The 13,055-nt window shown below is 69.9% G+C and carries 11 protein-coding genes; 8 read left to right on the forward strand and 3 right to left on the reverse strand.

Features of this window, described 5'->3' with window-relative positions:
• From EF918_RS10335 to EF918_RS10350, 4 genes are all read left to right on the forward strand, one after another.
• The coding region (locus EF918_RS10335) for a vitamin B12 dependent-methionine synthase activation domain-containing protein (protein WP_185921681.1) at positions 1-1,331 on the forward strand (1,331 nt) is incomplete at its 5' end.
• A 113-nt stretch (positions 1,332-1,444) separates the two neighbouring features.
• Positions 1,445-2,146, forward strand: coding sequence for an HAD family phosphatase (locus EF918_RS10340; RefSeq protein WP_125644024.1), 702 nt, complete (start codon positions 1,445-1,447; stop codon positions 2,144-2,146).
• Between the two features lie 492 nt (positions 2,147-2,638).
• Positions 2,639-4,243: an ABC transporter substrate-binding protein gene (locus EF918_RS10345; protein WP_125644026.1), complete on the forward strand. Its 1,605-nt coding sequence runs from the start codon at positions 2,639-2,641 to the stop codon at positions 4,241-4,243.
• Between the two features lie 73 nt (positions 4,244-4,316).
• Positions 4,317-5,894, forward strand: a complete 1,578-nt coding sequence (locus EF918_RS10350) for an ABC transporter substrate-binding protein (RefSeq protein ID WP_125644028.1) — start codon at positions 4,317-4,319, stop codon at positions 5,892-5,894.
• Between the two features lie 108 nt (positions 5,895-6,002).
• Here the strand turns inward: EF918_RS10350 and EF918_RS10355 are convergent, their stop codons facing one another.
• On the reverse strand, positions 6,003-6,674 hold the full coding sequence (locus EF918_RS10355) for a response regulator transcription factor (protein ID WP_125644030.1): 672 nt from the start codon (positions 6,672-6,674) through the stop codon (positions 6,003-6,005).
• 59 nt (positions 6,675-6,733) lie between these two features.
• Positions 6,734-7,606: a RecB family exonuclease gene (locus tag EF918_RS10360; RefSeq protein ID WP_125644032.1), complete on the reverse strand. Its 873-nt coding sequence runs from the start codon at positions 7,604-7,606 to the stop codon at positions 6,734-6,736.
• A 134-nt stretch (positions 7,607-7,740) separates the two neighbouring features.
• Between EF918_RS10360 and EF918_RS10365 the strand changes: the two genes are divergently transcribed.
• From EF918_RS10365 to EF918_RS10375, 3 genes are all read left to right on the forward strand, one after another.
• The gene (locus EF918_RS10365) at positions 7,741-8,949 is read left to right on the forward strand and encodes a site-2 protease family protein (protein WP_260610037.1); all 1,209 of its coding nucleotides are present in this window, start codon (positions 7,741-7,743) and stop codon (positions 8,947-8,949) included.
• Positions 8,950-8,965: 16 nt separating this feature from the next.
• Positions 8,966-9,874 carry a tRNA (adenine-N1)-methyltransferase gene (locus tag EF918_RS10370; protein WP_125644034.1) on the forward strand — a complete coding sequence of 303 codons (909 nt, stop codon included), beginning with the start codon at positions 8,966-8,968 and terminating at the stop codon, positions 9,872-9,874.
• Between the two features lie 162 nt (positions 9,875-10,036).
• The gene (locus tag EF918_RS10375; protein WP_125644036.1) at positions 10,037-10,609 is read left to right on the forward strand and encodes a hypothetical protein; all 573 of its coding nucleotides are present in this window, start codon (positions 10,037-10,039) and stop codon (positions 10,607-10,609) included.
• Between the two features lie 4 nt (positions 10,610-10,613).
• Here EF918_RS10375 and EF918_RS10380 read toward each other — a convergent pair whose 3' ends face one another.
• A complete protein-coding gene (locus tag EF918_RS10380; RefSeq protein ID WP_125644038.1) occupies positions 10,614-10,934 on the reverse strand; it encodes a ferredoxin in 321 nt (106 codons plus the stop codon).
• 264 nt (positions 10,935-11,198) lie between these two features.
• Here EF918_RS10380 and arc point away from each other — a divergent pair, with 264 nt between their 5' ends.
• The gene (gene arc / locus EF918_RS10385) at positions 11,199-12,965 is read left to right on the forward strand and encodes a proteasome ATPase (protein WP_125644040.1); all 1,767 of its coding nucleotides are present in this window, start codon (positions 11,199-11,201) and stop codon (positions 12,963-12,965) included.
• The last annotated feature ends 90 nt before the right edge of the window (positions 12,966-13,055 follow it).

The raw sequence follows: 13,055 nt of genomic DNA on the forward strand, positions 1-13,055 counted from the left end.
CGGAGGGCAAGGGCACGATCGTGCTGGCCACCGTCCGCGGGGACGTCCACGACATCGGCAAGAACCTCGTCGACATCATCCTGTCCAACAACGGCTACAACGTCGTCAACCTCGGCATCAAGCAGCCGGTGTCGGCGATCGTGGAGGCCGCGCAGGAGCACAAGGCCGATGTCATCGGCATGTCCGGCCTGCTGGTGAAGTCCACCGTGATCATGAAGGAGAACCTGGAGGAGCTCAACCAGCGCAAGCTGGCCGCGGACTACCCCGTCATCCTCGGCGGCGCCGCCCTCACCCGCGCCTACGTCGAGCAGGACCTGCACGAGATTTACGAGGGAGAGGTCCGCTACGCCCGTGACGCGTTCGAGGGCCTGCGCCTGATGGACGCCCTCGTCGCGGTCAAGCGCGGGGTCCCCGGCGCCACCCTCCCCGAGCTGAAGCAGCGGCGGGTGCCCGCCCGCCCGGCCGGCGCCGCGAGCGGCGTGTCCGAGCCCGAGGCCCCGGAGGAGGGCGTCCGCTCCGACGTCTCCGTGGACAACCCGGTGCCGACGCCGCCGTTCTGGGGCACCCGCGTCATCAAGGGCATCCCCCTCAAGGACTACGCCTCCTGGCTCGACGAGGGCGCCCTGTTCAAGGGCCAGTGGGGCTTGAAGCAGGCCCGCGCGGGCGGGCCGACGTACGAGGAGCTCGTCGAGAGCGAGGGCCGGCCCCGGCTGCGCGGCCTGCTGGAGAAGCTGCACACCGAGAACCTGCTCGAAGCGGCCGTCGTCTACGGCTACTTCCCCTGCGTGTCCAAGGGCGACGACCTGATCCTGCTGGACGAGCAGGGCAACGAGCGCACCCGGTTCACCTTCCCCCGCCAGCGCCGCGGGCGCCGGCTGTGCCTGGCCGACTTCTTCCGCCCCGAGGAGTCCGGCGAGACCGACGTCGTCGGCCTGCAGGTGGTGACCGTCGGCTCGAAGATCGGCGAGGCCACCGCCAAGCTGTTCGAGGCCGACTCCTACCGCGAGTACCTGGAGCTGCACGGCCTGTCCGTGCAGCTCGCCGAGGCCCTCGCCGAGTACTGGCACGCCCGGGTCCGTGCCGAGCTGGGCTTCGCGGGGGAGGACCCCGGCGACGTCCAGGGCATGTTCGACCTCAAGTACCGGGGCGCCCGCTTCTCCCTGGGCTACGGGGCGTGCCCGGACCTGGAGGACCGTGCCAAGATCGCCGACCTGCTCCAGCCGGAGCGGATCGGGGTGCACCTGTCGGAGGAGTTCCAGCTCCATCCGGAGCAGTCCACCGACGCCATCGTGATCCACCACCCCGAAGCGAAGTATTTCAACGCACGCTGACCCGGATCGACGTACACTTGTCGGTCCCACACAGGCCGGTCGCCTGTTCCCCGGGGCACGCCCGTGGGGAATGGCGACCGGCCTTGTCGTCCCCGCAGAGAGGTGTCGCCACTATGACCAGCACCGTTCCCGTTCCCGTACCGCTGACGGCCGACGGCTCGGCGCTGCAGGCGGTGCTGCTGGACATGGACGGCACGCTGGTCGACACCGAGGGCTTCTGGTGGGACGTCGAGGTGTCCATCTTCGAGGAGCTCGGCCACCGGCTGGAGGAGACCTGGCGCGACGTGGTCGTCGGCGGGCCCATGACCCGCAGCGCCGGCTTCCTGATCGAGGCCACGGGCGCCGCCATCGGCCTGGCCGAGCTCACCGTGCTGCTCAACGAGCGCTTCGAGGCGCGGATCGCCGAGCAGGTGCCGCTGATGCCCGGCGCCGAGCGGCTGCTGACCGAACTGGCCCGGCACAACGTGCCCACCGCCCTGGTCTCCGCCTCGCACCGCCGGGTCATCGACAAGGTGCTGCGCACCCTCGGCCCCGACCGCTTCCTGCTCACCGTCGCCGGTGACGAGGTGCCCCGCACCAAGCCGCACCCCGATCCGTACCTGCTGGCCGCCAAGACGCTCGGTGCGCACCCCTCGCGGTGCGCCGTGATCGAGGACACCGCCACCGGGGTGGCCGCCGCCGAGGCGGCCGGCTGCCGGGTGGTCGCCGTGCCGTCGGTCGGGCTGATCCCGCCCGCGCCCGGCCGGACCGTGGTCCGCTCGCTGGAGGACGTCGACCTTCCGTTCCTGCGCTCGCTCATCGCCCCGATGAACTGATCGAAAAGTCCGCACACGCTGCGTGCCGAACAGAAAACGGCCCGCACCCGGCCGGGACGGAAGGATCTTCCGTCACTTCCTGCGGAGGCCGAAATTCCATGGCCTCTCCCCGCTCTGCCCAGGTGACCTTCATCACCTGGGCAGACCCGTTTCCGGGGTCCTGGGCATCCTCCGGCCTTACCTTGTGTCCGGATTGATCAGCTCCTGACCGAATCCGCCGACACTCGGCCATGTGCGGGCAGTTCGCACCCATCACGATGCGGTGACCATGCCCGTTCGTCCGGTTCCAGCCATACCGTCCCGGACCACTAAGGTCATCGCGGGCACTACGCCGCATCCCCGCCGTTCCGGTCGCACACCCCTGTGCCGGGACAGCAGTGGACCGATCGTCACAACACCGGCCCGATCGTTCCGCCCTGAACGGGCGCCCGCGGCGCAGTGCCCTGATGCACGCGCTGTGAAGAAGTGCCGGTTGAGGGAGTTACGTCCAGCATGAACCGCAAGACCCTGGTGCTGACGGCCACGGCCGCTCTGCTCACCCCCGCGCTCGCCGGCTGCGGCAGCGCGACCGGAGGTGAAGCGGGCTCCGGGGCGATCGTCGTCGGGACCACCGACCGGTTCGAGGCCGCCGATTACGCCCCCGCCCCGTTCGACCCCGCCTACGCCTACGACGCCGGCGCCTGGAACATCCTGCGCCAGACCGTCCAGACGCTGATGCACACCCCGCGCGGCGGCGGCCAGCCCGTCCCCGAGGCCGCCTCCGACTGCCGCTTCACCGACGCCGGCAACGAGAGCTACCGCTGCACCCTGCGCCCCGGGCTGAAGTTCGCCAACGGCGACCCGCTCACCGCCAAGGACGTGAAGTTCTCCATCGACCGCGTCCTCGCCATCAAGGACGAGAACGGCCCCTCCGGACTGCTCAGCACCCTCGACACGGTCGAGGTCAAGGGCGCCGACACGGTCGTCTTCCACCTGAAGACCCCCGACGCGACCTTCCCCTACAAGCTCTCCACGCCCGCCGCCGGCATCGTCAACCAGAAGACGTACGACGCCAAGAAGCTCCGCGCGGGCTTCGCCGTGGACGGCTCCGGCCCGTACACGATGAAGGCCGACGTCAAGGACAACCGCCTGGTCCGGGCCGTCTTCACCAAGAACCCGAACTACAAGGGCGACATCAAGCTGCAGAACGACAAGGTCGAGCTGCGCACCTTCGAGGATTCCGAGGCCGTCGGCAAGGCCCTGGCCGCCGGCGACGTCCACATGGTCTCCCGCACCCTGTCGCCCGCCCAGATCAAGGACTTCTCGGCCAAGCCGCCCAAGGGCGTCAAGCTGGTCCCGATGCCCGGCCTGGAGATCCGCTACCTCGGCTTCAACACCGAGGCCCCGGTCGTCGGCAACAAGGCCGTCCGCCAGGCCCTGGCCGCCGCCGTCGACCGCAACAACATCATCTCCAAGGTCTACGGCAAGTCCGCGCAGCCGCTGTACTCGCTGGTCCCCACCAACGTCAACGGCCACGTGAACTCGTTCTTCAACAAGTACGGCGAGGCCAACACCGCCAAGGCCGCGTCCATCCTGAGCCAGGCCAAGGTCCAGACCCCGGTCAAGCTGACCCTCACCTACACCACGGACCACTACGGCGACGGTACCGCCGCCGAGTTCGAGGCGCTCCGGAGCCAGCTCAACGGCACCGGCCTGTTCGACATCACCGTCCAGGGCAGCGAGTGGGCCAGCTTCCGGCCCTCGCAGAAGCAGGGCGAGTTCCCGGCCTACGGCCTGGGCTGGTTCCCCGACTTCCCGGACGCCGACAACTTCCTCGCCCCGTTCCTGGAGCAGGAGAACTTCCTGGGCACGCCGTACGCCAACAACGCGGTGCGCACCAGGCTGATCCCCGAGTCCCGGCGCGCCGTCGACCGCAACGTCGCGGCGCCCGCCATCGGGGAGATGCAGGACATCGTCGCCGACGACGTACCCGTCCTGCCGCTGTGGCAGGGCAAGCAGTACGTCGCCGCCCGCGACGGCATCACCGGGGTGGAGTGGTCCGTCAACGCCATCTCCGACCTCCAGCTGTGGGAACTCGGCCGCGGCGTCAGCGGCTGAGCCACGTACCACCGGCAGCGGATGTCGCGGGCCGGCAAGCTCCGAACCAGAGAGACTGTGAAGGACGTTCGTCATGAGACGTAACCAGTGGTTGGTGGCCCCGCTCGGCGCGGCCACCGCAGCGGCGCTGCTCAGCGGCTGCGGGTCGCAGGACGGCACCTCGGCCGGCGACGGCAAGGGCGTCGTCATGGGCATATCGGACAAGGTCAAGTCGGTGGACCCGGCCTCGGGTTACGACCCGGGCTCCTGGCTGCTGTTCAACAACGTCTTCCAGTCCCTGCTGAGCTTCCCCAAGGGCGGCACCACGCCCGAGCCGGACGCCGCCCAGAGCTGCGCCTTCGAGGGCTCGGACAGCAAGGTCTACAAGTGCGTGCTGCGGCCGGACCTCAAGTTCAGCAACGGCAACGCGCTGACCTCGAAGGACGTCAAGTTCTCCTTCGAGCGCACGCTGAAGATCAAGGACGATGCCGGCCCGGCCGGCCTGCTCTCCTCGATCGGCAGCATCGACACGCCGGACGACAAGACCGTCGTCTTCCGCCTGAAGACCTCCGACGCGACCTTCCCGAGCAAGATCGCTTCGGGCGCGGGCGCCATCGTCGACAGCCGCGAGTACCCCGCGGACAAGCTCCGTACGGACAACAAGGCCGTCGGCTCCGGCGTCTACAAGCTGGACTCCTTCTCCAGCAAGGCCGCCAACTTCTCCGTCAACGAGTCCTACAAGGGCAAGGCGAAGGCGAAGAACACCGGCGTCACGCTGAAGTTCTTCGAGGGCGACCAGGCGGGCCTGAAGTCCACCCTGGAGAGCGGCGACGTCGACTTCGCCTTCCGCGGCCTGGCGGCCAAGGACATCGCGGGCATCGCCTCCAAGAGCGGCCCGGGCAAGGTCGAGGTCGTCCAGGGCACCGGCGCCGAGGTCACGCACCTGATCTTCAACGTCAACGACCCGGTGCTCGGCAAGCTCCCGATCCGCAAGGCCATCGCCTACCTGGTGGACCGCGACGCCCTGGTCAAGGACGTGTACGAGGGCACCGCCACCCCCCTGTACTCGATCATCCCGGCCGGCATCGGCTCCCACAACACCGCCTTCTTCGACCGCTACGGCGGCTCCCCGCAGCCCGAGAAGGCCAAGGCCGTCCTGAAGGCCGCCAACGTCACCGGCAAGGTCAAGCTGACCCTGTACGGCACCCCGGCCCGCTACGGCCCCTCCACCGAGGCCCAGCTCCAGGTGATCGCCAAGCAGCTGAACGACAGCCAGCTGTTCGAGGCCGACGTGAAGATGGTCGACTTCGAGCAGTACGAGAAGGACATCGAAGCCGGCAAGTACGGCGCCTACACCATCGGCTGGGTGCCCGACTACCCGGACGCGGACAACTTCACCCAGCCGTTCTTCGGGCCGGGCAACGTCCTGCACAACAACTACGACAACAAGGAGATCACCGGGACGATCATCCCGGCGACGAGCACCAAGTCCGACCGCACGGCCGCCAACGCCGAGTACACGCGGCTCCAGGACATCGTCGCCGACGAGGTCCCGCTCCTCCCGCTGTGGCAGAGCAAGCAGTACGCCGTGGCCCGGCCCAACATCCAGGGCCTGCAGTGGTCGCTCGACCCCTCGACGGTCTTCCGCTTCTGGGAGATCAGCAAGGGCTGATCCCCGGCCCCCGGGCCGGACACGCGGACGCCCGGGCCGCCCCCTCGTGGGGCGGCCCGGGCGTCGCCGTTGCCGGGCCGGTCACCGGGCGCCGTTCCCGGGGCCGGGCTACTGGGCGCCGGGCCGGACCAGACCGCTCTCGTACGCGTAGACGGCCGCCTGCACCCGGTCGCGCAGCCCCAGCTTGGTCAGCACATGCCCCACGTGCGTCTTCACCGTGGTCTCACTGACGAACAGGTCCGCCGCGATCTCCGCGTTCGACAGACCCCGCGCCACCAGCTTCAGGACCTCCACCTCACGCTCCGTCAGCGTGCCCAGCGCGTCCGGCACCGAGTCCTCGCCCGACGGCAGATGACCGGCGTACTTGTCCAGCAGCCGGCGCGTGATGCTCGGCGCGAGCATCGCCTCGCCCCCCGCCACCACCCGGATCGCCTGCACCAGCTCATGGGCCGGGGCGTCCTTGAGCAGGAACCCGCTCGCACCGGCGCGCAGCGCCTCCACCACGTACTCGTCGAGGTCGAAGGTGGTCAGCACCAGCACCTTCGCCGGACCGTCCCGGCCCGGCCCGGTGATCTGCCGGGTCGCCTCGACCCCGTCCATCCGCGGCATCCGGATGTCCATCAGCACCACGTCGGGCTGCAGCGCCCGGACCTGGTCCAGCGCCTGCAGGCCGTCACCGGCCTCCCCGACCACCGCGAGGTCCGGCTCCGCCTCCAGGATCATCCGGAACCCGGTGCGCAGCAGAGGCTGGTCGTCGACCAGTAGGACGCGGATCGCCACGGAGTACCTCTTCGTCGTCGGCTTTCAGGGACCGGGCCCATTCTGCCCTGGGGGAAGGATCACGATTCCGGAGGGAGGACGACCTCGCCCCGCGGCCTGATCATCAGCGGGTACGGGGGCGGCGTGCCACCGAATTCCGGGCAGACCGCCTGGTGGTCGCACCAGCCGCACAGCTTCGTCGGCCGCGGCTGCCAGTCGCCCGTCTCGGTGGCCTCCACGATCGCCTCCCACAGCGCGAGCAGCTTGCGCTCCACCCGCTCCAGATCGGCGACCACCGGGTCGTACGTCAGCACGTCCCCGCTGCCCAGGTACACCAGCTGCAGCCGGCGCGGCACGACCTGCCGCAGCCGCCACACCACGAGCGCGTAGAACTTCATCTGGAACAGCGCGCCCTCGGCGTACTCCGGCCGCGGCGCCTTGCCCGTCTTGTAGTCGACGATGCGCACCTCGCCCGTCGCCGCCACGTCCACCCGGTCGATGATCCCGCGCAGCCGCAGCCCCGAGTCCAGCTCGGCCTCCACGAAGAACTCCCGCTCCACCGGCTCCAGCCGCGTCGGGTCCTCCAGCGTGAACCAGCGTTCCACCAGCGCCTCGGCCTCCGCCATCCAGCGGGCCAGCTCCGTGCCGTCCTCGTCCCCCGGGAACAGCTCGCCCAGCTCCGGCCGGGCCTCCAGCAGCCGCTCCCACTGCCCCGGCAGCAGCGCCTTCGCCCGCGGCGCCGTACGCTCCTGCGCCGGATGGTCGAAGAGCCGCTCCAGCACCGCGTGCACCAGCGTGCCCCGGGTCGCCGCCGCGCTCGGCTTCTCCGGCAGCCGGTCGATCACCCGGAACCGGTACAGCAGCGGGCACTGCATGAAATCGCTCGCCCGCGACGGGGACAGCGACGTGGGCCGGGCGGCGGCCGCTTCCGGACCGGGGGAGCTCGTCGTCATGACACAGAACCCTACGGCCCGGGACCGACAGCCCGGCGCATACCATCGACGGCGGACCCCCTCGCACTGCATGATCGAAGCATCACACCGCGCGACGGCGCGGCCGGCAGGACAGCACCGAACGAAGGACAGCCGTGGCAGACACCGACGACACCGGCGAGCACGGCGGGAACGGAAGCCGGCGCTCCGAACCGGGTGCCGGGTTCCTCATGGGCCGCCCCTTCGGCGTGCCCGTCTACGTCTCGCCGAGCTGGTTCCTGGTCGCCGCGCTGATCACCTGGATCTTCGGGAACCAGCTCGACACCGTGCTGCCCGGCCTCGGCCTCGTCCGCTACCTCGTCGCCCTCTTCTTCGCCGTCGCCCTCTACGCCTCCGTCCTCGTCCACGAACTCGCCCACGCCGTCGCCGGCCTGCGCTTCAAGCTCGGCGTCCGCCGCATCCAGCTCCAGTTCGTCGGCGGCGCCACCCAGGTCGAGGAGGCCGGCACCCCCGGCCGCGAGTTCGTCCTCGCCTTCGTCGGCCCGCTGCTCTCCCTCCTCCTCGCCGGTGCCTTCTACCTCGGCATGAACGCCGTCGACCCGCGTACCGTCCCCGGCGTCCTGCTGGCCGGCCTCATGATCGCCAACCTGATCGTCGCCGCCTTCAACCTGCTGCCCGGCCTCCCGCTGGACGGCGGCCGGATGCTGCGCGCCGTCGTCTGGGCCCTCACCGGCAAGGCCATGACCGGCACCGTCGCCGCCGCCTGGGTCGGCCGTGCCATCGCCCTGGCCGTCCTGCTCGGCCTGCCGCTGCTCACCGAGACCGGCTACCTGCGCGTCGGCGACGGCGAGAGCGGCGGCATGGACACCGTCATGAACGCGCTCCTCGCCGCCATCCTCGCCGCGATCATGTGGACCGGCGCCGGCAACAGCCTGCGCATGGCACGGCTGCGCGAGAACCTGCCCGCCCTGCGCGCCCGCGGCCTGACCCGCCGGGCCCTGCCCGTGGAGTCCGCCACCCCGCTCTCCGAGGCCCTGCGCCGCGCCAACGAGGCCGGCGCCCGCGCCCTGGTCGTCGTCGACCCGCACGGCGAGCCCACCGCCATCGTCCGCGAGACCGCCATCGCCTCCGTCCCCGAACACCGCCGCCCCTGGGTCGCCGTCAGCGGCCTCGCCCAGGACCTCACCGACGGCATGAAGGTTTCCGCGGACCTCGCCGGCCAGGAACTCCTGGAGCGGCTCCAGGCCAGCCCCGCCACCGAGTACCTCGTCGTCGAGGCGGACGGCGCCGTCTACGGCGTGCTGTCCACCCAGGACGTCGAGCAGGCCTTCGTGAAGGCCATGGCACGGCCGCACTCCGGATAGCCCATACACTGGTCACATGTCCGAACCGACCGGTGCCGCCCGCCGTCGCGGGCCCTTCAAGGTCGGGGACCAGGTCCAGCTCACCGACCCCAAGGGACGCCACTACACGTTCACGCTCGAGGCCGGGAAGAATTTCCACACCCACAAGGGTTCCTTCCCCCACGACGAGCTGATCGGCGCTCCCGAGGGCAGTGTTGTCCGTACCACGGGGAACGTCGCGTATCTCGCGCTGCGTCCCCTGCTCCCCGACTACGTCCTGTCCATGCCCCGCGGCGCCGCCGTGGTCTACCCCAAGGACGCGGGCCAGATCCTGGCCTTCGCCGACATCTTCCCCGGCGCACGCGTCGTGGAAGCGGGCGTGGGCTCCGGCTCCCTGAGCAGCTTCCTGCTCCGCGCCATCGGCGACCAGGGCATGCTCCACAGCTACGAGCGGCGCGCGGACTTCGCCGAGATCGCCAAGGACAACGTCGAGCGCTACTTCGGCGGCCCGCACCCCGCGTGGCAGCTGACCGTCGGCGACCTCCAGGACAACCTGTCCGACACCGACGTCGACCGCGTCATCCTCGACATGCTCGCCCCCTGGGAGTGCCTGGACGCCGTCTCCAAGGCGCTCGTGCCCGGCGGCATCCTGTGCTGCTACGTGGCCACCACCACGCAGCTGTCCAAGACCGTCGAGTCCATCCGCGAGATCGGCTGCTTCGCCGAGCCGCAGCCGTGGGAGTCGATGATCCGCAACTGGCACGTGGAGGGCCTCGCCGTCCGCCCCGACCACCGGATGATCGGCCACACCGGCTTCCTCGTCACCGCCCGCCGCCTCGCCGACGGCGTCGAGCCCCCGCTGCGCCGCCGCCGCCCCGCCAAGGGCGCGTACGGCGAGGACTACGAGGGCCCCGGCTCCGGCTCCGGCGGCTCCGGCCGCGGCTGACCCGGCCGACCCCAACCCACGGGCGCCGGGACGCAGTTCCCCCTCATCAGGAGGGAACTGCGTCCCGGCGCCTTTTCGTTGCCGGACCCGGCCGTTCCCCCCGGATGTGGGATATGACACGATGCTGGCTCGCCGTCAGCCGCCCCACAGGAGACCGCTCGCGTGCCGCACCACCCCGTCGTCCCGGAACTGGCCCACACCCGCACCCGACCGGTGCACTGGGTCGCCACCGCGGCGGCGACGGCCGCCGTCGTCGCGGGCGCCGGCCTGCTCCAGCCCGCCCCGGCCACCGGAGCCGACGCCAAGGGACCCGTCGCACAGACCGCCGCCCCCGACCCGGCCGCGGCGCAGTACCCGCTCGACTGCCACGGCAACCCCACCACCGTGACCGCCTCGGCCACCGGCGACCTCGACGGCGACCGGCGCCCCGAGACCGTCGTCGCCGTCCGCTGCGAGGCCGGCTCCGGCACCCCGCCGCACGCCGTCTACGTCCTGGCCCAGGACCGGGCCGCCGGGTCACCGCCGCGCGTGGTCGCCACCCTCGTGGACACCGCCGACCGGCAGACCGTCGAAGACCTCACCGTCCGCGGCACGGTGGTCACCGCCACCCTCCACGGCTACTCGGCCCCGTCCGTCCCCCGCTGCTGCCCCGACCGCCACCGGGCGGCCAGTTGGCGCTGGACCGGCGGAAAATTCAGCCAGCAGCTGACAGAGGTCGCCCCGGCGCGTGTGTGAGCGGTTACTCAGCGTCGGGGCCGTAGACCTCGACACCGTCCGTGGCCCGCCGTACGTGGATGCAGTCGCCCGGGCACTCCTTGGCCGAGTCGATCACGTCCTGGAGCAAGGGGAGGGGAACCGGAGTGCTCGCCCCCGGGTCCTGGAGCAGCTCGTCGTCGGCGCTCTTCACGTACGCCAGACCGTCGATGTCCAGCTCGAACACCTCCGGCGCGTACTGCGCGCAGATTCCGTCCCCGGTGCAGAGGTCCTGGTCGATCCAGACCTCCAGCCCCTCTGCGGAATCCCCGCCGGCGCCCGTGGGGGCCTCGTGCTGCACGGTCATTTCTCCTGCCGTTCCCTGCGCTCCGTGAACCATCTCCGTCACAAGTCGCAGCAAGTCGCGCGAGCCCTGACGGGTGTTGAACACTTCGACCTTACAACCGGCCGCTTTCAGATGGTGGCGGGTGGGTATTTCCTTGGCGTGAGGGAGTGCGCAAGGGTGAAGATCGGACAGACCTCTACCGTCTTTGTGATCTAGGGGTTTCAATCACCACCAGCCCAGGTAGGGTCAGGAAGCGTCCAGCTCCCCTTGGAGGAGGTGAGGACCGTGGCAGCCCACGACGACGACATCAACCGCGGCATCCGGCCGGGGCGGGGGTCCGACGACCCCGCCGGTCAGGTTGCCTATCTCGAGCAGGAAATCGCCGTCCTGCGACGCAAGCTCGCCGACTCTCCGCGACACACGAGGATTCTCGAAGAGCGGATCGTCGAGCTGCAGACGAACCTGGCCGGCGTCTCCGCACAGAACGAGCGACTGGCAAATACGCTCCGTGAGGCACGCGACCAGATCGTGGCTCTCAAGGAGGAGGTCGACCGGCTCGCACAGCCGCCGGCCGGCTTCGGAGTCTTCCTCCAGGCGAACGAGGACGGCACCGTCGACATCTTCACGGGGGGCCGCAAGCTCCGCGTGAACGTCAGCCCCAGCGTCGACCCCGACGAGCTCCAGCGTGGCCAGGAGGTCATGCTCAACGAGGCGCTCAACGTGGTCGAGGCCATGGAGTTCGAACGCGCCGGGGACATCGTCACCCTCAAGGAGATCCTGGAGGACGGCGAGCGCGCCCTGGTCATCGGGCACACCGACGAGGAGCGGGTGGTACGGCTCGCCGAGCCGCTGCTCACCACCACCATCCGTCCCGGCGACGCCCTCCTGATGGAACCCCGCTCCGGCTACGTCTACGAGGTCGTGCCCAAGAGCGAGGTCGAGGAGCTCGTCCTCGAAGAGGTCCCGGACATCGACTACGACAAGATCGGCGGCCTGGGCGACCAGATCGAGCTGATCCGCGACGCGGTCGAGCTGCCCTACCTCTACCCCGACCTCTTCAAGGAGCACGAACTGCGGCCGCCGAAGGGCATCCTGCTCTACGGCCCGCCCGGATGCGGCAAGACGCTGATCGCCAAGGCGGTCGCCAACTCGCTTGCCAAGAAGGTCGCCGAGGTGACCGGTCAGCCCGCCGGGAAGTCGTACTTCCTGAACATCAAGGGCCCCGAGCTCCTCAACAAGTACGTCGGCGAGACCGAGCGGCACATCCGCCTCGTCTTCCAGCGGGCCCGCGAGAAGGCCAGCGAGGGCACCCCCGTCATCGTCTTCTTCGACGAGATGGAATCCCTCTTCCGCACCCGTGGCTCCGGTGTCAGCTCGGACGTGGAGAACACCATCGTCCCCCAGCTGCTCGCCGAGATCGACGGCGTGGAAGGCCTGGAGAACGTCATCGTCATCGGCGCCTCCAACCGCGAGGACATGATCGACCCGGCCATCCTGCGCCCCGGCCGGCTCGACGTGAAGATCAAGATCGAGCGCCCCGACGCCGAGGCGGCGAAGGACATCTTCGCGAAGTACCTCAAGGCCTCGCTCCCGCTGCACACCGACGACCTGTCCGAGCACCAGGGCTCGCCCGAGGTCGCCGTCCACAGCATGATCCAGACCGTCGTCGAGCAGATGTACGCCGAGTCCGAGGAGAACCGCTTCCTCGAGGTCACGTACGCCAACGGCGACAAGGAAGTCCTGTACTTCAAGGACTTCAACTCCGGAGCGATGATCCAGAACATCGTCGACCGGGCCAAGAAGATGGCGATCAAGGCCTTCCTGGAACACAACCAGAAGGGTCTGCGGGTCTCCCACCTGCTCCAGGCCTGCGTGGACGAGTTCAAGGAGAACGAGGACCTCCCGAACACCACGAACCCGGACGACTGGGCCCGGATCTCCGGAAAGAAGGGCGAGCGGATCGTCTTCATCCGCACCCTCGTCACCGGAAAGCAGGGCGCGGACACCGGACGCTCCATCGACACGGTGGCCAACACCGGTCAGTACCTCTGATCCATCGGGGCGGCTGCGGATGCCCCTTCCGGGGCATCCGCAGCCGACTGTTTTCCAGCCGGAACGGGCATCCGTTCTATGACTGAAATG

The organism is Streptomyces sp. WAC06614 (genome assembly GCF_003949795.1).
In the GTDB taxonomy this organism is placed as follows: Bacteria; Actinomycetota; Actinomycetes; order Streptomycetales; family Streptomycetaceae; genus Streptomyces.

Excerpts from the sequence above, each read along its gene's own strand:
- EF918_RS10350 (WP_125644028.1), top strand. The coding sequence starts at position 4,317 with ATGAGACGTAACCAGTGGTTGGTGGCCCCGCTCGGCGCGGCCACCGCA.
- EF918_RS10345 (WP_125644026.1), top strand. The coding sequence starts at position 2,639 with ATGAACCGCAAGACCCTGGTGCTGACGGCCACGGCCGCTCTGCTCACC.
- EF918_RS10360 (WP_125644032.1), bottom strand. The coding sequence starts at position 7,606 with ATGACGACGAGCTCCCCCGGTCCGGAAGCGGCCGCCGCCCGGCCCACG.
- EF918_RS10370 (WP_125644034.1), top strand. The coding sequence starts at position 8,966 with ATGTCCGAACCGACCGGTGCCGCCCGCCGTCGCGGGCCCTTCAAGGTC.
- EF918_RS10340 (WP_125644024.1), top strand. The coding sequence starts at position 1,445 with ATGACCAGCACCGTTCCCGTTCCCGTACCGCTGACGGCCGACGGCTCG.
- EF918_RS10380 (WP_125644038.1), bottom strand. The coding sequence starts at position 10,934 with ATGACCGTGCAGCACGAGGCCCCCACGGGCGCCGGCGGGGATTCCGCA.